Origin of the sequence: Enterobacter sp. N18-03635 (genome assembly GCF_004006055.1) — a bacterium.
Classification (GTDB): domain Bacteria; phylum Pseudomonadota; class Gammaproteobacteria; order Enterobacterales; family Enterobacteriaceae; genus Enterobacter; species Enterobacter vonholyi.
This window is the reverse complement of sequence record NZ_CP034769.1, coordinates 4,281,036-4,301,186: the sequence shown is the minus strand read 5'-3', so window position 1 is coordinate 4,301,186 and position 20,151 is coordinate 4,281,036. Positions and strand designations below refer to the sequence as shown.

Annotated in this window: 17 protein-coding genes; 6 read left to right on the top strand and 11 right to left on the bottom strand. The window is 56.3% G+C overall.

Annotated features, from left to right (window positions below; translation table 11 throughout):
* Positions 1 to 46: 46 nt before the first annotated feature.
* Positions 47 to 2,089, top strand: coding sequence for an AsmA family protein (locus ELK40_RS21440; RefSeq protein ID WP_127732562.1), 2,043 nt, complete (start codon positions 47 to 49; stop codon positions 2,087 to 2,089).
* Positions 2,090 to 2,149: 60 nt separating this feature from the next.
* On the opposite strand, the gene ELK40_RS21435 is transcribed toward ELK40_RS21440, so the two are convergent.
* The 3 genes from ELK40_RS21435 to ELK40_RS21425 form a co-directional block, all read right to left on the bottom strand.
* Positions 2,150 to 3,472 (bottom strand): MFS transporter, encoded by a 1,323-nt coding sequence (locus tag ELK40_RS21435; RefSeq protein ID WP_111963705.1) that lies wholly within the window; start codon positions 3,470 to 3,472, stop codon positions 2,150 to 2,152.
* Positions 3,473 to 3,732: 260 nt separating this feature from the next.
* Complete coding sequence (gene yhjD, locus ELK40_RS21430; RefSeq protein ID WP_115876806.1) at positions 3,733 to 4,758, bottom strand: inner membrane protein YhjD; 1,026 nt, start codon at positions 4,756 to 4,758, stop codon at positions 3,733 to 3,735.
* A 50-nt stretch (positions 4,759 to 4,808) separates the two neighbouring features.
* Positions 4,809 to 5,708 carry a LysR family transcriptional regulator gene (locus tag ELK40_RS21425; RefSeq protein ID WP_127732560.1) on the bottom strand — a complete coding sequence of 300 codons (900 nt, stop codon included), beginning with the start codon at positions 5,706 to 5,708 and terminating at the stop codon, positions 4,809 to 4,811.
* A gap of 119 nt (positions 5,709 to 5,827) precedes the next feature.
* On the opposite strand from ELK40_RS21425, the gene ELK40_RS21420 reads away from it, so the two are divergent.
* Positions 5,828 to 6,586 (top strand): SDR family oxidoreductase, encoded by a 759-nt coding sequence (locus tag ELK40_RS21420; RefSeq protein WP_127732852.1) that lies wholly within the window; start codon positions 5,828 to 5,830, stop codon positions 6,584 to 6,586.
* A gap of 264 nt (positions 6,587 to 6,850) precedes the next feature.
* Here ELK40_RS21420 and ELK40_RS21410 read toward each other — a convergent pair whose 3' ends face one another.
* Positions 6,851 to 7,390 carry a GNAT family protein gene (locus ELK40_RS21410; protein WP_127732558.1) on the bottom strand — a complete coding sequence of 180 codons (540 nt, stop codon included), beginning with the start codon at positions 7,388 to 7,390 and terminating at the stop codon, positions 6,851 to 6,853.
* A 148-nt stretch (positions 7,391 to 7,538) separates the two neighbouring features.
* Between ELK40_RS21410 and ELK40_RS21405 the strand changes: the two genes are divergently transcribed.
* The gene (locus ELK40_RS21405; RefSeq protein ID WP_127732557.1) at positions 7,539 to 9,128 is read left to right on the top strand and encodes an STY4199 family HEPN domain-containing protein; all 1,590 of its coding nucleotides are present in this window, start codon (positions 7,539 to 7,541) and stop codon (positions 9,126 to 9,128) included.
* A gap of 61 nt (positions 9,129 to 9,189) precedes the next feature.
* On the opposite strand, the gene ELK40_RS21400 is transcribed toward ELK40_RS21405, so the two are convergent.
* The 3 genes from ELK40_RS21400 to ELK40_RS21390 all read right to left on the bottom strand — a co-directional run bounded on the left by ELK40_RS21400 (position 9,190) and on the right by ELK40_RS21390 (position 13,287).
* Positions 9,190 to 10,839: an alpha,alpha-trehalase gene (locus ELK40_RS21400; protein WP_111963711.1), complete on the bottom strand. Its 1,650-nt coding sequence runs from the start codon at positions 10,837 to 10,839 to the stop codon at positions 9,190 to 9,192.
* Between the two features lie 181 nt (positions 10,840 to 11,020).
* Positions 11,021 to 12,373, bottom strand: a complete 1,353-nt coding sequence (gene gorA, locus ELK40_RS21395) for a glutathione-disulfide reductase (RefSeq protein ID WP_127732555.1) — start codon at positions 12,371 to 12,373, stop codon at positions 11,021 to 11,023.
* A 71-nt stretch (positions 12,374 to 12,444) separates the two neighbouring features.
* Complete coding sequence (locus ELK40_RS21390) at positions 12,445 to 13,287, bottom strand: 23S rRNA (adenine(2030)-N(6))-methyltransferase RlmJ (protein ID WP_032640380.1); 843 nt, start codon at positions 13,285 to 13,287, stop codon at positions 12,445 to 12,447.
* A gap of 207 nt (positions 13,288 to 13,494) precedes the next feature.
* Between ELK40_RS21390 and prlC the strand changes: the two genes are divergently transcribed.
* Both prlC and rsmJ read left to right on the top strand, forming a co-directional pair.
* Positions 13,495 to 15,537, top strand: coding sequence for an oligopeptidase A (prlC, locus tag ELK40_RS21385; protein WP_127732553.1), 2,043 nt, complete (start codon positions 13,495 to 13,497; stop codon positions 15,535 to 15,537).
* A gap of 7 nt (positions 15,538 to 15,544) precedes the next feature.
* Positions 15,545 to 16,297: a 16S rRNA (guanine(1516)-N(2))-methyltransferase RsmJ gene (rsmJ, locus tag ELK40_RS21380; RefSeq protein WP_206529372.1), complete on the top strand. Its 753-nt coding sequence runs from the start codon at positions 15,545 to 15,547 to the stop codon at positions 16,295 to 16,297.
* A gap of 91 nt (positions 16,298 to 16,388) precedes the next feature.
* Here rsmJ and uspA read toward each other — a convergent pair whose 3' ends face one another.
* Positions 16,389 to 16,826, bottom strand: a complete 438-nt coding sequence (gene uspA / locus ELK40_RS21375) for a universal stress protein UspA (protein WP_003861223.1) — start codon at positions 16,824 to 16,826, stop codon at positions 16,389 to 16,391.
* Positions 16,827 to 17,109: 283 nt separating this feature from the next.
* Between uspA and uspB the strand changes: the two genes are divergently transcribed.
* The gene (gene uspB / locus ELK40_RS21370; RefSeq protein ID WP_003861224.1) at positions 17,110 to 17,445 is read left to right on the top strand and encodes a universal stress protein UspB; all 336 of its coding nucleotides are present in this window, start codon (positions 17,110 to 17,112) and stop codon (positions 17,443 to 17,445) included.
* Positions 17,446 to 17,488: 43 nt separating this feature from the next.
* Here the strand turns inward: uspB and ELK40_RS21365 are convergent, their stop codons facing one another.
* From ELK40_RS21365 to pitA, 3 genes are all read right to left on the bottom strand, one after another.
* Entirely contained in the window at positions 17,489 to 17,896 is a 408-nt protein-coding gene (locus ELK40_RS21365) for a hypothetical protein (protein WP_127732549.1), read from the bottom strand.
* Positions 17,874 to 18,029, bottom strand: a complete 156-nt coding sequence (locus ELK40_RS23000) for a hypothetical protein (protein ID WP_348523115.1) — start codon at positions 18,027 to 18,029, stop codon at positions 17,874 to 17,876. Before ELK40_RS23000 ends, ELK40_RS21365 begins: the two co-directional genes overlap by 23 nt.
* Before the next feature lie 406 nt (positions 18,030 to 18,435).
* Positions 18,436 to 19,935 (bottom strand): inorganic phosphate transporter PitA, encoded by a 1,500-nt coding sequence (pitA, locus tag ELK40_RS21355; protein WP_127732547.1) that lies wholly within the window; start codon positions 19,933 to 19,935, stop codon positions 18,436 to 18,438.
* Between the last annotated feature and the right edge of the window lie 216 nt (positions 19,936 to 20,151).

The window sequence follows — 20,151 nt, the reverse complement described above, 5'->3', positions numbered from 1 at the left end:
CTGGACTATAGTTTTACAGGACAGGTCATCAGGAAAGGGGATAAAAATGACAAGAACAACCAGGGTAATCTCCTGGACAGCAGGGATTTTCTTGTTGTTGATCGTGGTCGTCGCCATCATTATTGCGACGTTTGACTGGAACCGTCTCAAGCCGACCATCAACCAGAAAGTCTCAACCGAACTGAACCGCCCCTTCGCCATACGCGGTGATTTAGGTGTGGTATGGGAGCGTCAGAAAGAGGAGTCAGGCTGGCGAAGCTGGATCCCCTGGCCACACGTCCATGCCGACGACATCATTCTCGGCAACCCGCCGGACATCCCGGACGTCACCATGGTCCACCTGCCGCGCGTGGAGGCCACGCTAGCGCCGTTAGCGCTTCTGACCAAAACCGTTTATCTGCCGTGGATCAAACTTCAGCAGCCTGATGCGCGTCTGATCCGACTCTCAGAAAAAACCAACAACTGGACGTTTAACCTTGCCAGCGATGGCGACAAGGATCCGAATGCCCAGCCTTCTTCCTGGTCATTCCGTCTCGACAATATTCTTTTCGATCGCGGACGGATCGCCATCGACGATAAGGTCAGCAAGGCGGATATGGAGATCCTGGTCGATCCGTTGGGCAAACCGCTGCCGTTTAGCGAGGTCACGGGCACGAAAGCAAAAGGCGACGCGGCAAGCGTAGGTGACTATGTCTTCGGCCTGACGGCAAAAGGACGCTACAACGACCAGCCGCTTAGCGGTAAAGGGAAAATAGGCGGCATGCTGGCGCTCCGGAGCGAAGGCACGCCGTTCCCGGTGCAGGCGGACTTCCGTTCCGGTAACACCCGCGTGGCGTTCGTGGGAACGGTTAACGACCCGATGAACATGGGCGGCGTTGACCTTCAGCTTAAATTTGCCGGTGATTCGCTGGGCGAGCTGTATGAACTGACCGGCGTACTGCTGCCGGATACCCCGCCATTCGAAACGGACGGGCATCTGGTCGCCAAAATCGATACCGAAAAATCGTCCGTTTTTGACTACCGGGATTTTAATGGCCGCATTGGCGACAGCGACATCCACGGCACGCTGACCTACACCACCGGAAAACCGCGCCCGAAACTGGAAGGGGATGTTGAATCCCGTCAGCTGCGTCTGGCCGATCTTGGTCCGTTGATTGGCGTGGATTCGGGCAAAGGCACAAAGTCCAAAGAGGTCAAAAAGGACGTTCAGCCTGCGGGTAAAGTATTGCCTTACGATCGTTTCGAAACCGACAAATGGAACGTAATGGATGCGGATGTACGTTTCAAAGGCGGGAAAATTGAACATGGCAGTACGCTGCCGATCAGCAATCTTTCGACCCATATCCTCCTCAAAAACGCCGACCTGCGCCTTCAGCCACTGAAGTTCGGCATGGCGGGTGGGACGATTTCCTCGAACATTCACCTGGAAGGCGATAAGAAGCCGATGCAGGGACGGGCGGAGATCCAGGCGCGTCGATTGAAGCTGAAAGAGCTGATGCCGAACGTAGAGCTGATGCAGAAAACCCTCGGTGAAATGAACGGTGATGCCGACATTCGCGGCGTGGGGAACTCGGTGGCGGCGCTGTTGGGCAGCGGCAACGGAAACCTGAAGCTGCTGATGAACGACGGGCTGGTGAGCCGAAACCTGATGGAGATCCTGGGGCTGAACGTCGGTAACTACGTCGTCGGGCAAATCTTCGGCGATGACGAGGTGCGGGTGAACTGCGCGGCGGCCAATCTGGATCTGGTGAACGGCGTGGCGCGCCCGCAGATTTTTGCCTTCGACACGGAAAACGCGGTGATTAACGTGACCGGTACCGCCAGCATGGCTTCGGAGCAGCTTGATCTGACGATTGACCCGGAGAGTAAGGGGATCCGTATTATCACGCTGCGCTCGCCGCTGTACGTGCGCGGGACCTTCAAAAATCCGCAGGCGGGCGTGAAGCCAGGGCCGCTGATTGCGCGCGGCGCGGTGGCTGCGGCCCTTGCGACGCTGGTTACCCCAGCCGCAGCGCTGCTGGCACTGATTTCGCCGTCAGAGGGCGAGGCGAATCAGTGCCGGACCATTTTGTCGCAGATGAAGAAATAGCTCCCTTTCTCCCTCTCCCTGTGGGAGAGGGCCGGGGTGAGGGCATCAGGCCGCAGTGAATTACAGAGCCTGGTGCTTCGTCTCGTGCGTCAGCAGCAGCGCAATCAGCGTCAGCGCCGCCATGGCCGCAAGATAGACGCCCACATAGAACAGACCATAGTTTGCCTGCAGCCAGGTGGCGATATATGGCGCAACGGACGCACCCAGAATAGACGAGACGTTATAGGAGAACGACGCGCCGGTATAACGTACTTCAGTCGGGAACAGCTCGGGCAGCAGCGCGCCCATCGGGCCGAAGGTCAGCCCCATCAGGCTCAGGCCAATCAGCAGATAGGCCATCACCAGCGCCGGGCTACCTGAACCCAGCAGCGGCGGGAAGACGAACAGGGCAAACAAAACGATCAGCGTGGTGATGGTAATCATGCTTGCACGACGACCGAATTTATCCGCCAGCAGGCCGGCAATCGGAACCATCACGCCAAAGCCGATCACCGCCATCATCAGCATCCACAGCACTTCGTTACGCGGCAGCCCCAGCCCAACCGGCGCAGCGGCGGTACTGAACGTCATGGAATAGACGGTCATGATGTAGAACAGCGTATAGGTGGCGAGCATGATAAACGTGCCCAGCACGGTCACGCGAACGTGTTTGGTCAGAAGCGTACCCAGCGGCACTTTCACCTGCTTGTTCGCCGCGGCCACTTTCGCAAAAACAGGGGTCTCATGCAGAGAAACACGCACATACAGGCCAATCAGCACCAGCACGGCTGAGAAGATAAACGGAATACGCCAGCCCCAACTCATGAACTGTTCATCCGTCAGCAGCCAGGAGAGCAGCAGGAACGTCCCGTTGGCAAAGAAGAAGCCAATCGGAGCGCCAAGCTGTGGGAATGAACCGTACAGCGCGCGCTTGCGCGCCGGGGCGTTCTCGGTGGCCAGCAGCGCCGCGCCGCCCCATTCACCACCCAGCCCCAGACCTTGACCAAAACGCGCCAGCGCCAGCAGGACCGGCGCCAGAATACCAATGGTTTCGTAGGTCGGCAGCAGGCCGATGGCTACGGTGGAGATCCCCATCGTCAGCAGCGAGGCCACCAGCGTGACTTTGCGGCCAATGCGATCGCCAAAGTGTCCAAACAGCGCGGAGCCAATTGGACGCGCAACAAACGCAATCGCAAAGGTCGCCAGAGACTGCAGCGTGGCCGCCGTCGGATCGCCCTGCGGGAAGAAAATGTGCGGGAATACGATGACCGCGGCGGTGGCATAAATATAGAAGTCGAAGAACTCAATGGCGGTGCCAATCAGCGATGCGACAACAACTTTATTGCGCGAATTTACCGGAACGTTTTCCGTTTCTGAGTCGAGTGTGGTGGCGGTTGCTTGCATAATATTTTCTTATTTTTGTCGAACGAAAGGCCATATTACGCACAGCAAAAGCGACATTTCAATCTGTAACAAAGCCGCGACCCGGTGATAAAAACAGCAAAAAGCGGATAATTTTCAGACCAGCCAAAACACGTCTATGAAATGCTTCACAGATTTTAAATATCAGTCAATTAAACTGGTTTCCGGTTAAATAAAAGTTACGGGCTGGATTTATATGCTGAAATGATGAATCGGGCTGAAATTTCAGCCCGATGGCGGGGCTAGCGGTGCGTTTTGCCGGGCATTCGCGTGTCGCCTTTGTACTCGGCGGTGGCAATCCATGCCGCGCAGAACAGTGTCAGGCGGGCGAAGAAGTAGAAGAAGGCCATCAGTCCCAGCACCGAGCCAAACGCCGCGCCGGAAGGGGATTTAACCAGTGACGGCAGGGTGTAAGTCATCACGATTTTGATCACCTCAAAGCCGATCGCCGCAATCAATGTGCCGCGGAGCAGCGCCTTCTTGCGCGGCCGATGCCGGGGCAAGCGCCAGAAGATCCAGAAGAACAGCAGGTAGTTGGCGAAGATGGAAATAGCCAGCCCAATGCCGCGCCAGGCGGGCTTCAGCCATTCGATGTAATCCAGATAGAGCGCGGAGATGATCATCTGCTGCGCCGAGCCCGCCACGGAGGTAATGGAAAGCGTCACGATGAGCGCGACCAGCAGGCCAATCAGCGAAACAAAGTCGCGGAGATACTTGACCCAGATTTTCTCCTGGTCCTGCGGCTTACGCTCCCAGACGTCGCGCGACTGGGCGCGAATGGCCTCGCGCAGGTTGCCCATCCAGTTAACGCCGGAGTAAAGGGCAATTAGCAAACCGACGATGCCGACGGTAGTACGCTGCTGAACGGCGGTATTGATGGTGCTTTTGAGCGTGCTGGCAAGGGTCGGGTCACTGACGTTATTCAGGATCTTATTGAAGATATCCTGCAGCAGCGTCGGGTGCGACGCGAGGACAAAACCGGCTGCCGCGAACGACACCATCAGGATCGGTATCATAGACAGGAAGGAAAAATAGGTGATGGCGGCACCAAACTGGTTTCCCATGCGGTCATTAAAGCGTTCGGTCGCGCGTATCAGGTGCGCAATCATGGGAAACTGCTGAATTCTCGCGGCGATGCCGGTTACGGTTCCCAGCGCTTTGCTGGCGGTACCTGGCGTTTTGGCCTCTTCGGGCCCGGTTTCCATCTTTTTGACGGGCTCATACTCTAAATGTTGGGTGGGTCGTTGCGGGTTGTTTTCCGGCGTCACGCGTCTTTTCCTTTTCGTTTGGCTGGACGTTATTGAATTATAGCTTGCGACTAGTCCACGTAAGCTTTTGTGAGTTCGGTTAGCCACTCCATGAACAGATGGACCCGGCGGGAGAGGTTGCGCCGGTGGGGATAAATCAGGGAAACAGGCATCGGTTCGGCCCGGTATTGCGGGAGGATCTCAATCAGCTTCTTCGCGCGCAGTAAATCGCGCATCCCAACCCGCGGCACCTGAATAATGCCCAGTCCGGCGAGACAGGCAGCCTGGTATGTTTCCGTGCTGTTGACGGTCAAGACCCCGCCCGTTTTTATCCACTGCGTTGCACTGCCGTTATAAAACTCAAAGCCCTGTGGGCGTGTTCCCAGCGTAGCGGTGTAGTGAATAACGGCGTGCGAGCCTAAATCGTCCAGGGTTTCCGGGTAGCCAAAACGCGCCAGATAGTCCGGGCTGGCGCAGTTAATCACCGACAGCTTGCCCAGTGGACGGGCAATCAGCCCTGAATCCTTCAGCGTGCCGACGCGTACCACGCAATCAAACCCTTCGCGGATCACATCCACCAGACGATCGCTGCTGCTGAGCTCCAGTTCAATGCCAGGATAGTGCTGCAGAAAAGCAGGCAGTTTGGGGATGACCAAATTTCGAGCAACGCCGACGGGCATATCCACGCGGAGCCGGCCGCTGATGCTGGAGGGATCGTGCTTAAACATACCGTCGAGTTCATCAAGGTTTGCCAGCAGATCTTTTGCCCGCTCGTAATAGACCATGCCGTCCTGCGTCAGGCTGACGCGGCGCGTGGTGCGGTGTAATAGCTGAGTGCCAAGCCGGTTTTCCAGGGCCTGAATCTGCCGTGAGACGCTGCCTTTCGGCAGGGTTAATGTTTCGGCCGCGCGGGAAAAACTCTCCAGTTCCGCGACGCGGACGAACAACTGCATTGCGTGAATTTTATCCATAGAGGAAGCTCATTGTTGTTTCTGGTGAAACAGTGAAGCGTTTTAACACATCTTTATTGATTTTCTATCACCTAATAAGCTCTTTCTCAATCTCCTTAACAGCCAAAACGAGGTTTATGATGAGTGAACATATCGCATTAGTGACGGGTGGTAGCCGTGGTCTGGGCAAAAACGCTGCGTTAAAGCTGGCGGCAGACGGCACGGGAATTGTCCTGACATACAACCGTAGCCAGCAGGAAGCGCTGGATGTTGTGCATGAAATTCAGCAAAAAGGCGTCAACGCAGCGGCATTACAGCTCAACGTCGGGGATATCGCGGGATTTGAACATTTTGCCCGACAGCTTCAGGAAACCCTTAGGACCGTCTGGCAGCGCGAAACATTTGACTATTTATTGAACAATGCCGGGACGGGTTTATATGCACCCTATGCCGACACGACGGAAGCCCAGTTTGATGAAGCGTTGAACATTCATTTCAAAGGGCCTTTCTTCCTGACCCAGCGCCTGCTGCCGCTGCTTAACGACGGGGGACGTATCCTCAACGTCTCCAGCGGGCTGGCCCGTTTTACCCAGCCGGGCTCAGGGACCTACGCGGCCATGAAGGGGGCGATGGAAGTGCTGACGCGCTATCAGGCGAAAGAGCTGGGCGCGCGCGGCATTTCCGTCAATATAATTGCGCCTGGCGCGATAGAAACAGACTTTGGCGGCGGACGCGTGCGCGACAACGCGGAGCTGAATCAGTTGCTGGCCTCGCAGACGGCGCTGGGACGGGTGGGTCTACCGGACGATATCGGTGGTGCCATTGCGGCACTGCTCAGCGATAAGCTGGGCTGGATGAATGCGCAACGTATTGAAGTGTCAGGCGGTATGTTCCTGTGATGCCCGGACTTAAGGGGAAGGAACCTCTTAAGGAACCCTTAATATGGATGTGTCTGTACACTGACAGCGATAAAGAACGCAGGCAGCCATAGACGATAACCCATTTTCATCACGATATTTCTCCAGAGAAAGACCCTGATGTTTTTTATTAACGCAATGGCCGCAGAAAATATTTTCAGCGCATGACGTTTGATATTCGTTTCCTCTTAATAGCGACCCTGAAGAGGAAACGACGTCCGGAAATATCGGCTAAATTGCTGTTGGTCAGGAATTATTATTCAGGTATTCCTGCTGTAATAAACCAAATAGCCAGTCATTTTGCCAGCGACCCGCAAGATAATAGCTCTCACGTAATTCACCTTCCAGGCGAAAGCGGGCTTTTTCCAGCAGGCGTCTTGAAGCAGCGTTTCCCGCTGTTACGGTGGCGGTGAGTCGCCGTATACCGCCCTGAAGAAAAGCGTAATCGCAAAGCGCTTTCAGGGATTCAAAGCCGTAACCTTTCCCCTGCGCCTCGGGGGCGAAAAGGAAGCCCACTTCGGCGCAGTCCTCCTCCCGATGAATATACCCGGTAACGCCCAGCGGGGCCTGAGAGGCGGTGTCACGTACGACGAGACAAAGCCAGTGCGCGCTGCCCGGAGCCCATGGCGTCAGGCGCGAATCAAACGCCTCTCGTATCGCCGCGACGGGGCGGTATTCCGCCACAAAGCGCATAACGTCCGGGTGCTGCTGTAACGCCAGAAAAAAGGGCCAGTCTTCTTCCTGCAAAGGTGAGCAGTTCAGGCGAGGGGTAATTAAAACGGGCATTCAGATTCTCCTGACACTTTTTAAATGATTTTAGGGTTGTCACTTTATTTCAACAGAAAGTCAGGTATGGTTAACCGCGTATAAATAAAAAGAATAAAGGGCGTCTCGCGCCCATTCCTGATGTCTTCGTTGTCGCTTAAGGAAAACAATGACTCTCAGCACATCACACCATATTCGCGAACAGTTTGAACACTGTCTGGCGGTCATTCGCCATGCGTCGGTGGAAATTTTACTCCTTCTGAATGTACATGCTTCTGAGGGCAAAGATCCACGCTGGTTTCTGGAACAACTCGACAGCGCGCGATTAGCTTTGGGCGGCTGGGGAGCCGTTGCGAAAAAACTCAACCTGAATGATGCCGAGATGTCGGAATTTACGCTCCAGCTGCGCCTGCTGCAGCAGCGCGTACCGCAGTATGAAAGCGGACAGGATGTGAGTGAAAACCAGCTTATTGCGGCGATGCGGTTTGTGACCGCGCTGGAACATCTTCGTCTTCAGCAGCCGCTGTTGACCTACAGCACGGAGCTGGCACCGGGCAGCGAACTCCAGCAGCAGCAGGCGCACAAGCAGGTACGCGCAATTGAGCTGATGCTTAAAGGGCTTATCCAGCAGGCCTGGCCCGATCAGGTAAAGCTGAACAACCATCTTAAGACCCTGTTTAACGCTGACCGCGTACGGCGCTGGCTGAAGCTTGGCGAGATCAACGATGTCCTGAGCGGCATGATGTTCAGCGAGCTGGCGCAGATGCTGGTGGATAAAAAAGAATTCAGCCGCTATTACGCTTCGCTTTTCAGCGACCCGTCCATGCTGACGCTGCTGGTTGAACCACGCAAAACGCTGCAAACCTTTCTCGACGACATTCGGCAAATCCGCAACAGCATCACCGTTCAGAAGACGTTAAGCTCGGCGCAAATTCAGCTGCTGGACAACTACTACGCGCAGATCGCGCGGCCCGTTCAACGCGCGTTTGAAGAGGGGAGAACGCGCGTTAATCCGGCAGGATTCATGGCGGTAGATGCCAGTGAATTGCATACCTTCTGGGAAAAGGCGCAGAAAATGGATCGGGTTACCGGTGGGGATCTGTTTGAAGTCCGTGACACCATTGAAAAGCCGACCCAGCGCGCGCCGCGCACCCCCGAACAACGCGAGCAGCTCATTTCCGGTGCGCTATGGGGGGCGGTTGGCGTTATGGTGATTGCCATTGTGGCAGGGGGCTTCTGGCTGGTGACCAGCAGCAAGCCGCAGCCAGCGGCCGTCAGCGCGGCTGAAGCGGCTCCACCGCAGGAAATGCGTGAGACGCCTTCCTCGCGCGAAACGCTCACGCGCATGGGGGTGACCTGGGACGAGAATAATTTCCGCTCGGCTATTAACCGCAACGATACCCGCGTGACCCAGCTCTTTTTGCAGGGCGGTATGGACTGGAAGCTGTCCTGGAGCGAAGAGGCGATGTCGGCAGGCCATGACGACGTGCTGGAGCTGATGTTACGCTACCGGCAAAACATGGTGGAAGAGAAGCCGTGTCGCCGCTTCATCAACACGCTCAGCCACGCGATGTCGAACGGCGAGTCTCTGACCTCGGTACGTAAAGAGTATCTTAAAGCGTTCTGCACCGTGCCTGCCGTAGTGAAACGCCAGCAGCACGATCTCGACATGGCCACACGCCGCGCGCAGTCACAGCCGGATGCCACCACCAAAAAATGGCAGTCTATTCAGAGCGCCATTTATGAGGTGATTCGCTAACATTTTCCCCTCACCCCAGCCCTCTCCCCGGAGGGGCGAGGGGGAAAAGACCGCACCCTGCTCAAGGCTCCCCATACAACCCAATCAGCCGCCGCACCACGCCGTTCGTCCAGCCGAAACCGTCCTGCAGCGGATACTCACCCCCGCCACCTTCTCGCGGCGTGCTGCTGGCGATGTGGTACTTCTCAATCAGCTTGTGGTGCGTCTTGTAGAAATGGTTCACCGTATGCAGCCAGCTCCAGGCGATCTCATCCCCCAGCGAGTCGTTGCCGTACTGCTTGAATCCCTGAATCGCCATCCACTGTAGTGGCGCCCAGCCGTTGGGTTTATCCCACTGCTCGCTGGTTTCGTACTCGGTCGCCAGAATTCCGCCCGGGGTCAGCAGACGCGCCTTGACTGCATCCGACAAGCGCTCCGCCTGCTCGTGAGTTGCCATGCCAACGTACAGCGGCACGATGCTGGCGGCAGAAAACAGCGCCAGCTCTTCGCGCCGCCAGTCGTAATCGCGGTAACAGCCGCTCTCCTCGTCCCACAGATAGCGGTTCACCGCCGCGCGGCGATCGTTGGCTTTCTGGCGGAATTCCTCTGCCGTCTCTTTATCTCCTTTCGACGCCGAGATGTTGGCGATAGCGCTTTCCAGTTTGAACAGGAAGGCGTTCAGATCGATGGGGATGAACTGCGTCGTGCGGATGCTGGCGAGCCGCGACGGATCGCGCAGCCAGCGGGACGAGTAATCCCAGCCGGAAGCCGCACCCGCGCGCAGGTCGCGATACACCTCGTTTGGCGGACGGCCCGAGTGGCGCGCGGTTTCCACGTCCTCAATCCACGATTCGTCGCGCGGAGTATCGCGGTCATCCCAGTAGCGGTTGAGCAGTGAACCGTCCGGCATGCGCACGGCGCTGCGGTATGCCTGATTAAGCAGCAGCGACTCCGCACCGTCCATCCAGAAGGCGTACTCCATTTTGAGGTGATCAAGATAGCGTTTCGCACCGCGCACGCCGTCCTCCTCAAACAGCTCCACCATCAGCGCAAAGACCGGCGGCTGTGAGCGGCTGAGATAATAGGTGCGGTTGCCGTTGGGGATATGCCCGTAGCGTTCAATCAGCCAGGCGAAGTTGTCCGCCATACATTTGAGCAGATCGTTACGGCCGCTCTCCGCCAGCCCCAGCATGGAGAAATAAGAATCCCAGTAGTAGGTCTCGCTGAAGCGCCCGCCGGGGACGATATAGGCCTGCGGCAGCGCCAGCAGGGAAGACCAGGGAATATGATCCTGCGGCTCGCGCGTCAGCACCGGCCACAGGTTATCAATGTGCTCTTTCAGGGAGAGTCCCGGGTCGGAGACATATTCTGTGCCGTACGTTTCCGGCATCCAGAAGTGGTTCTCCACAAACTGGCGCAGGTCGAAATCCCGGTGGCGTCTGACCTTGCGGTAGCGGATCAGGATATCCAGCGGATCCATCTTCGGCGCGCAGTCGGGGAAGGTTTTACTGTCCGCAAACAGCCGCGTCGACTGCACGTGTTCGAACAGTTCAAGGTAGCGGTCTGCGGGCGTCAACGCATCGGAGGCGGGTAGCCCCTCGATCATTTCGGGTTCCGGCTCCGCCTCAATCATTTCATCCAGTTTCAACTCGCAGGGATCGGTCTCGTAGCGCAGCTCTTCTGCAATCTCGAACTCGATGTTCTCGGTAGCCTGTAGTTTCTGGTTGAACATGGTGATAGGGACCTCCGGTTGTGTGTTCAAAAGACTGGTTTATCCGGGCGTCTTATAAGCGTAGACATTCGCTTCGGTAGATGGGGAGGGAAATGTGCGGTAGATCACTATTTTCGGAGCATTCGTTTTGCAACGATTTATGAATGTTAAAAAAATGCCCCTCCGGGGAGGGGCATCATGATTAACGCATGGTCACAAACTCTTCCGCGGCCGTCGGGTGGATGGCCACCGTGTTGTCGAAGTCTTTCTTGGTTGCGCCCATCTTCAGCGCCACGGCGAAGCCCTGCAGGATCTCATCCATGCCGAAGCCAATGCCGTGGATACCGACAATCTTCTCTTCCGGGCCGACGCAGACCAGCTTCATTCGGCATGGCTGACGGTGCGAGGTGACGGCGGTATACATTGCGGTGAACGCCGATTTATACACTTTCACCTGGTCGTCGCCGTACTGCTCGCGCGCCTGCGGCTCGGTTAAGCCGACGGTGCCGATTGGCGGATGGCTGAAGACCACGGTCGGGATGTTGCTGTAGTCCAGATGCTCGTCCGGCTTGTTGTTAAACAGGCGCTCGGAGAGACGACGACCTGCCGCAACGGCGACCGGCGTCAGCTCAACCGCACCGGTATTGTCGCCGACCGCGTAAATGCCCGGTACGCTGGTGTTCTGGAATTTATCGACGACGATATAGCCTTTTTCGTCGGTTTTCACGCCAGTCACGCCCAGGTTGAAGTTATCGTTCGCCGGTTCACGGCCAATCGCCCAGATCAGGCAATCAACGGTCTGGCTGCGACCATCTTCCAGCTCCAGGGTCAGGCTTCCGTCCGCGTTTTTCACCACTGCTTTTGGTACGGCGTTGGTGTGCAGGATTGGGCCTTCGGTGTTCATTACTTCAACCAGCGTATCGACAATCAGCGGGTCAAAACTGCGCAGCGGCGCGTGTTTACGTACGAACAGGTGCGCTTCTGCGCCCAGGCCGTTAATCACTCCGGCCAGTTCAACCGCGATGTATCCCGCGCCTACCACGGCAACGCGCTCAGGCAGGGCTGGCAGCTCGAAGAAACCGTCGGAGTCGATGCCGTATTCCACGCCCGGGATGTTCGGGTGGCTCGGACGACCGCCGGTGGCGATCAGGATGTGATCGGCGGTGATCGTCTCGCCGTTCACTTCGATCGTTTTCGCGTCAACGAAGCGAGCGAAACCGTGAATAACGTCGACGTTATTTTTCCCCAGCACGTTGTCGTACGAGGTGTGAATGCGATCGATGTACGCGGTACGGCTGGCGATCAGCTTGTCCCAGTCGAAGCGGTTGATGGTGGTGTCAAAGCCGTAGTCCGGGCCATACATATGGATAGCTTCACGGATCTGCGCCGCATGCCACATCACCTTCTTCGGTACACAACCCACGTTCACGCAGGTGCCGCCCAGCGCTTTGGCTTCAATCAGCGCGCACTTCTGGCCGTACATGGCCGCGCGGTTGATGGAGGCGATGCCGCCGCTGCCGCCGCCGATTGCGATGTAGTCATAATGCTTAGTCATAGCTTTTGTCCTTAATCGTGAATTGCCGCGATTGTATACCTGAAATCAATAGTTTCCACCGATGGCTGCGATTACTCCGGCACTATCCAACTGACGGTAGCGTGGCCTGTACCCGCCGGCACCAGCGTTTTATGCAGCCACGGCAGCACGTTGTTCATCTGCGCTTCGAGCTTCCACGGCGGGTTGATTACAATCATGCCGGAGGCGGTCATGCCGCGCTGATCGCTGTCCGGACGTACCGCCAGCTCGATCTGCAGGATCTTGCGGATGCCGGTCGCTTCCAGGTCTTTGATCATGCGTTTGATCTGCGCGCGCAGCACCACCGGATACCACAGGGCGTATGTCCCGGTGGCGAAGCGCTTGTAGCCTTCGTGGATACCGGTTACCACCGCCTGATAGTCGGTTTTAATTTCGTACGGCGGGTCGATGAGCACCAGGCCGCGACGGGAAACCGGCGGCAGTTTGGCCTTCAGCTGCTGGTAGCCGTCGGCTTTTTCGACGCGGGCGCGGCTGTCTTTCTGGAATTCTGAACGCAGCAGCGGGAAGTCGCTCGGGTGCAGCTCGGTCAACTGGAGGCTGTCCTGCTCGCGCAGCAGCTGGCGGGCAATCAGCGGCGAGCCCGGGTAATAACGCAGCTGGCCGTTGCGGTTGAAGTGGTTCACCACGCCGATGTACGGCTCCAGCTCGGCAGGCAGGTCGTCCTGCTGCCAGATGCGGGCAATCCCTTCCAGATATTCACCGGTACGCTCGGCATGCTCGCCGCTCAGCTGATAACGGCCCGCGCCCGCGTGCGTGTCCAGATAGAGAAATGGCTTCTCTTTCTCTTTGAGCGATTCGATGATCAGACTCTGAACGGTGTGTTTAAGGACGTCGGCGTGGTTGCCTGCGTGGAAGCTGTGGCGATAACTGAGCATGGGTAATGATATTCCGCTGAATTGACGATTTGCCACAGTTTACAGCAGAACGGCGCAGATTACCCGTAGGCCCGGTAAGCGCAGCGCCACCGGGCTCTTTTCGACAACGTCTGGCATTGAAATCCTCTACACTTAACCCCATTCTAGATCCCATATGCACAGCGCCGGATGCGCGCTTCATTCATCTTATTCAACAGGACAGCGTTTATGACCAATCCATTACTGACGCCTTTTTCGTTGCCGCCGTTTTCTAAAATCCTCCCCGAGCATGTGGTTCCAGCCGTTACGCAATCCCTGGACAACTGCCGCGCGGCGGTAGAAAGCGTGGTAGCGCAGGGCGCGCCGTACACCTGGGAAAATCTGTGTCAGCCGCTGGCCGAAGTGGACGACGTGCTGGGGCGCATCTTCTCCCCGGTGAGCCACCTGAACTCGGTAAAAAACAGCCCGGAGCTGCGCGAAGCCTACGAGCAAACCCTGCCGCTGCTCTCTGAGTACAGCACCTGGGTCGGCCAGCACGAAGGGCTCTACAAAGCCTACCGCGACCTGCGCGACGGCGACCATTATGCCGAACTGAACACGGCGCAGAAAAAATCGGTCGATAACGCCCTGCGTGATTTCGAGCTGTCCGGGATTGGCCTGCCAAAAGAGAAACAAACCCGCTACGGTGAAATCGCCGCGCGTCTGTCCGAACTGGGCAACCAGTACAGCAACAACGTGCTCGACGCCACTATGGGCTGGACGAAGCTGATTACCAATGAAGCGGAGCTGGCGGGTATGCCGGAAAGCGCGCTGGCGGCGGCAAAAGCCCAGGCCGAAGCGAAAGAGCAGGACGGGTTCCTGTTAACCCTGGATATCCCGAGCTATCTGCCGGTGATGACCTACTGCGACAACCAGGCCCTGCGCGAAGAGATGTACCGCGCCTACAGCACCCGCGCCTCCGATCAGGGGCCAAACGCCGGTAAGTGGGATAACAGCCCGGTCATGGCGGAAATCCTCGCCCTGCGCCACGAGCTGGCCCAGCTGCTGGGCTTCGAAAACTACGCCGATAAATCCCTCGCCACCAAAATGGCGGAGAACCCGCAGCAGGTGCTCGACTTCCTGACCGATCTGGCGAAACGAGCCCGTCCGCAGGGTGAGAAAGAGCTGGCCCAGCTGCGCGCCTTCGCGAAAGCGGAGTTCGGCGTGGACGAGCTGCAGCCGTGGGACATTGCTTACTACAGCGAAAAACAGAAGCAGCACCTCTACAGCATCAGCGACGAGCAGCTGCGCCCGTACTTCCCGGAAAACAAAGCCGTTAACGGCCTGTTCGAAGTGGTAAAATGCATCTATGGCATCACCGCCAAAGAGCGTACCGATATCGACGTCTGGCATCCGGACGTGCGCTTCTTCGAGCTGTATGACGAGAAAAACGAACTGCGCGGCAGCTTCTACCTCGATCTCTACGCGCGTGAGAACAAGCGCGGCGGGGCGTGGATGGACGACTGCGTGGGCCAGATGCGTAAAGCAGACGGTTCTCTGCAGAAGCCGGTCGCTTACCTGACCTGTAACTTCAACCGTCCGGTGAACGGTAAACCTGCGCTCTTCACCCACGACGAAGTGATCACCCTGTTCCACGAGTTCGGTCACGGCCTGCACCATATGCTGACCCGCATCGAAACCGCAGGCGTGGCAGGCATCAGCGGTGTACCGTGGGATGCGGTCGAGCTGCCGAGCCAGTTTATGGAAAACTGGTGCTGGGAGCCGGACGCGCTGGCGTTTATCTCCGGCCACTACGAGACCGGCGAACCGCTGCCGAAAGAGCTGCTGGACAAAATGCTGGCGGCGAAAAACTACCAGGCGGCGATGTTTATCCTGCGCCAGCTGGAGTTCGGCCTGTTCGATTTCCGCCTGCACGCCGAGTTCAGCCCGGAGCAGGGTGCGAAGATTCTTGAGACCCTGGCCGAGATTAAAAAACAGGTCGCCGTGATCCCTGGGCCAACCTGGGGCCGCTTCCCGCACGCGTTCAGCCACATCTTCGCTGGCGGCTACGCGGCGGGTTACTACAGCTACCTGTGGGCCGACGTGCTGGCGGCGGATGCCTTCTCTCGTTTCGAAGAAGAGGGGATTTTCAACCGCGAAACCGGCCAGTCGTTCCTCGACAATATCCTGACCCGCGGCGGTTCCGAAGAGCCAATGGTGCTGTTCAAACGCTTCCGCGGACGCGAGCCGCAGCTGGATGCGATGCTTGAGCATTACGGGATCAAAGGCTGATTGTTACGTGAAGATCTGCTTAGTGGATGAAACGGGCGCCGGAGACGGCGCCTTATCTGTTCTGGCCGCCCGCTGGGGGCTGGAACATGATGAAGATAACCTGATGGCGCTGGTGATGACACCAGAACATCTCGAATTACGTAAGCGCGATGAACCGAAGCTCGGCGGGATTTTCGTCGATTTTGTCGGCGGCGCGATGGCGCACCGGCGCAAGTTCGGTGGCGGTCGTGGTGAAGCGGTGGCCAAAGCGGTTGGCATCAAAGGGAGCTACCTCCCGGACGTGGTCGATGCCACGGCGGGGCTGGGGCGCGATGCGTTTGTGCTGGCGTCTGTTGGCTGTCGCGTGCGGATGCTGGAGCGTAATCCGGTGGTCGCTGCGCTGCTCGACGACGGGCTGAGTCGTGGCTATGCGGACCCGGAAATCGGCCCGTGGTTGCAGGAACGATTGCAGCTGATTCACGCCTCCAGCCTGACGGCGCTGACGGATATCACCCCGCGCCCGCAGGTCGTCTATCTCGACCCGATGTTCCCGCACAAGCAGAAAAGCGCGCTGGTGAAGAAAGAGATGCGGGTGTTTCAGTCTCTGGTGGGGCCTGATTTGGACGCGGATGGCCTGCTGGAGCCGGCTCGCCAGCTGGCGACGAAGCGGGTAGTGGTGAAGCGTCCTGACTATGCACCGCCGCTGGCGGACGTGGCGACCACTAACGCGGTGACCACCAAAGGGCACCGGTTTGATATCTACTCAGGTACGCCGGAATAAAAAAGCCGGGTGGCGGCTTCGCCTTACCCGGCCTACATTTAGTGCCGCCTGTAGGCCCGGTAAGCGTTAGCGCCACCGGGCTTTTTTGCACTTACTCGTCTTCTTCGTCACGCAGTGGAACAATCAGCATATCCACGTGGACGGTATTAATCAGCTGGCGCGCGGAAGACATCAGCTTGCTCCAGAAGTCCTGATGGTGACCGCACACCACCAGGTCCATGTCATATTTCTTGATCGCATCAACCAGCACCTGGCCCAGGTCACCGCTGCCGCTCAGGGTTTCGGTAATTGGATAACCCGCGTTGGTGGAGAGTTCGCTCAGAGCGTGGTGCGTCTCTTCGGAGATACGCTTCTGCATATCGCCCAGATTGACGTCGATCAGACCGGTGTAGAGGTCGGAGTAATTCACGTCAACGTGAATCAGCGAAACTTTCGCGTTGTAGGGACGTGCCATGGATACCGCTTTATCAACCAGCACTTTGCTCTCCGGGGAGAGGTCTACCGCGATGAGAATGTGTTTGTAAGCCATAGTGTTACTCCTTCCTTAAGTTATCGATGACTAAATAGGAAAGCCGTCGTCTGATGCTTTCATTACGGCCCAGTTAAACATATTTTTCAAGCTTTGGTGTTGATAACGATTAACCTTGTGGCAAAAAAATTAACGGATCTCCTACACTATTAAATGAGCCGTTCGGATATTAAAACGCGAACCGGATCGACTTTTGGTCATTCTTTCACTGAACTGTCTGTCAGGGCATTGGGGTGCGGTAGCTCAGAAGCCTTGCTTCGTGGGCGGACGCCGGGGAGGATGTATGATTAGCACCGTCGCATTGTTTTGGGCGTTATGCGTGGTTTGCATAGTGAATATGGCGCGCTACTTCTCATCGTTACGTGCGCTGTTAGTGGTACTTCGTGGTTGCGATCCGTTGCTTTATCAGTATGTGGACGGTGGAGGGTTCTTCACTTCGCATGGACAGCCCAGCAAACAGATGCGTCTGGTGGGATACATCTACTACCAGCGCTACCGCGATCATCACGATGAAGAATTTATCCGTCGCTGCGAGCGCCTGCGTCGTCAGTTCATTTTGACCAGTGCCCTGTGCGGGCTGGTCGTCGTCAGCATGATTGCATTGATGATTTGGCACTGATCACCACAGCAGGCGGGGTCAGCCCCGCCTTCTTTCCTCTGGTTCAGGGCTTAACTGAGAACCGAAGATCGGAGATATTGGTCTCAATCGAAGTAACCTTCCCGCTATAGGCGATGTTAACGTCTCCGTTTGTATCGATACTGGCCGCAGTAATTGTACCCGTACCTTCAATGACAGGATGCTTCTTAGCCAACTGATGGATAATGTCGGTGTCTTTCCCTGTTATCTTTTCCGAGAGATAGTAACGGTAGATGGTGGGTACGGTGGCACCACCCTGATTGTTCACGGTCATATAGAGCCAGACGCTGTCAGATAATTTATAAGCGTGTTGAAGTGCATCGTTATTTCGCTGATTGGGCTGGTGGTTTAGCCACACAAATCCAATGACCAGAGCCAGAAGCGAAACCGTAACAAGGCGATGAATCCATTTAGTAGCCGTTTTGAATGGCATACTCTATTCCTTCTCTGGTATTGCGTTGGTCCGTTGGATCGTCCCCGTAAGGCGGCTTTTCGTACCATTTTCCCCATTCAGGTTTTGATGTGCCAGCACGGCTTTGCGCCCAACCTGCTCCCATAAGAAGGATGTTTGCAGGAATGCCTGCTGCAGTTCCGGCGGCTCCGAAGTTGAAATTACCAAATGCAGCAAAATAAGGGTCGAACTTTTTGTAATCCCAGGGACCACCATTTCGGACTTTTGGTAGAACCAGTAATACGTTGAGGGAGTGGCCATATTGCGTGACATTCCGTTAAGGCGTGCCTCACGCATATTGTTCGCTATAACGATTGAACCCGGTCCTGAGATAGGGACAGAAGCCATACATTCTCCTTTGTCTGGTTTTTCTTCTGACCGTCATCATAGTGTTATCTTCGCAATTCTTTTGAGCAAAAAATGTTCAGGAAATCCTAATGTTATAAACTGTTCGATTGCAAATAACAGCCATAAAAAAGCGGGTCAGTTTCCTGACCCGCTTTTTTGTCGCCTTCAACCGATTAAATCAGCTTCAGCGAAATCCAGTACAGCCCGCCAGAGAGCAGGATGGATGCCGGAAGGGTGAACACCCAGGCCATCAGAATGTTGGTTACGGTTTTGCGCTGCAGACCGCCACCGTCAACAATCATGGTACCTGCCACGGACGAGGAGAGTACGTGGGTGGTCGATACCGGCATACCGGTGTAGCTCGCCAGACCGATAGACACTGCCGCCGTCATCTGCGCGGACATGCCCTGCGCATAGGTCATGCCTTTCTTACCGATCTTCTCGCCGATGGTGGTCGCCACACGACGCCAGCCAATCATCGTACCGATACCGAGCGCCAGCGCGACGGCCATAATGATCCAGATTGGCGCGTACTCAATGGTGTTGAGCATATCGCCTTTCAGTTTCTTCAGCAGACGCTGGTCGTCAACATTCACGTCAGGCAGCTTCGCCACTTTATCCGTCACATCAGAGATGCACAGCATAATGCGACGCAGCTGACCACGCTGCTCAACGGTCAGTTTGTCATAACTTTCGATATTGCCCAGCATCCCTTTGGCACGTTCCAGCGCGTTAATCGCGTTTGCCGGATGGCAGTGGAACTCGCCAGGTGCAGTCGTGGCACCGGCTTCCGGAGAAGGGATCAGCTGGTCAACGCCGGTCGCTTTTTTCAGCAGCTCAGGGTGCTGCTGGAAATAGGTTTCAACGTTGTTGACCGCATCACGGGTACGGGTGATTTCGTAGCCGGAGGCATTCATGTTGACCACGAATCCTGCCGGTGCAACGCCAATCAGTACCAGCATCACCAGACCAATGCCTTTCTGACCATCGTTCGCGCCGTGTGAGAAGGCCACGCCGATTGCGGAAATGATCAGGGCAATACGCGTCCAGAATGGCGGCTTTTTCTTGCCGTCTTTCTTTTCACGCTCTGCTGGCGTCAGGTGAATACGGGAGCGTTTTTTGGTATTGCTCCAGTAACGACGCAGGATGAAGATCAGCCCGCCCGCCACCACCAGACCCACGATAGGGGAGACGATGAGTGAGGCAAAGATCCCCAGTACTTTCGGGATATTTAACGCATCAACAACCGAGGTACCGGTCATGAGGGCGTTGGTTAACCCGATACCGATAATCGCGCCGATGAGGGTGTGAGAACTGGATGCAGGCAGGCCGAAATACCAGGTACCGAGGTTCCAGATAATTGCAGCAAGCAGCATTGAGAACACCATAGCGAGGCCATGGCCAGAACTAACGTTAAGCAGCAGATCCGTTGGCAGCATATGCACAATCGCATACGCAACGCTCAGCCCGCCCAGGAGGACACCAAAAAAGTTAAATACTGCCGCCATAACAACCGCAAGCTGCGATCGCATTGCGCGAGTGTAGATAACCGTCGCTACTGCGTTTGCAGTGTCGTGGAAGCCGTTGATCGCTTCGTAAAACAGTACAAAAACCAGAGCAAGCAATAATAAAAGCCCGGTATGTAAATCCAGGCCGGCAAACAAATGTAGCATAGGACGTTACGCCATTTTGAGGACATGAACGCGGCGCATTATCCAGGACAAATGCGCGGCGGGCAAAGTGAAATATAGACTTTTTTTGACATACCACCTGATTTGAGAAAAGGGCCAGAAAGGATATTCTTTAAATTTCAATGGAATGGCTTTGTAATATCTTTTTACGCTGGTGTGACCACATAGGAAACTTTACAATCCGCGGCAGTTAACAAA

Excerpts from the sequence above, each read along its gene's own strand:
- ELK40_RS21420 (WP_127732852.1), top strand. The coding sequence starts at position 5,828 with ATGAGTGAACATATCGCATTAGTGACGGGTGGTAGCCGTGGTCTGGGC.
- pitA (WP_127732547.1), bottom strand. The coding sequence starts at position 19,935 with ATGCTACATTTGTTTGCCGGCCTGGATTTACATACCGGGCTTTTATTA.
- ELK40_RS21425 (WP_127732560.1), bottom strand. The coding sequence starts at position 5,708 with ATGGATAAAATTCACGCAATGCAGTTGTTCGTCCGCGTCGCGGAACTG.
- ELK40_RS21390 (WP_032640380.1), bottom strand. The coding sequence starts at position 13,287 with ATGCTCAGTTATCGCCACAGCTTCCACGCAGGCAACCACGCCGACGTC.
- ELK40_RS21400 (WP_111963711.1), bottom strand. The coding sequence starts at position 10,839 with ATGTTCAACCAGAAACTACAGGCTACCGAGAACATCGAGTTCGAGATT.
- ELK40_RS21365 (WP_127732549.1), bottom strand. The coding sequence starts at position 17,896 with ATGCCATTCAAAACGGCTACTAAATGGATTCATCGCCTTGTTACGGTT.
- uspA (WP_003861223.1), bottom strand. The coding sequence starts at position 16,826 with ATGGCTTACAAACACATTCTCATCGCGGTAGACCTCTCCCCGGAGAGC.
- gorA (WP_127732555.1), bottom strand. The coding sequence starts at position 12,373 with ATGACTAAGCATTATGACTACATCGCAATCGGCGGCGGCAGCGGCGGC.
- uspB (WP_003861224.1), top strand. The coding sequence starts at position 17,110 with ATGATTAGCACCGTCGCATTGTTTTGGGCGTTATGCGTGGTTTGCATA.
- prlC (WP_127732553.1), top strand. The coding sequence starts at position 13,495 with ATGACCAATCCATTACTGACGCCTTTTTCGTTGCCGCCGTTTTCTAAA.
- ELK40_RS21405 (WP_127732557.1), top strand. The coding sequence starts at position 7,539 with ATGACTCTCAGCACATCACACCATATTCGCGAACAGTTTGAACACTGT.
- ELK40_RS21410 (WP_127732558.1), bottom strand. The coding sequence starts at position 7,390 with ATGCCCGTTTTAATTACCCCTCGCCTGAACTGCTCACCTTTGCAGGAA.
- ELK40_RS21440 (WP_127732562.1), top strand. The coding sequence starts at position 47 with ATGACAAGAACAACCAGGGTAATCTCCTGGACAGCAGGGATTTTCTTG.
- ELK40_RS21435 (WP_111963705.1), bottom strand. The coding sequence starts at position 3,472 with ATGCAAGCAACCGCCACCACACTCGACTCAGAAACGGAAAACGTTCCG.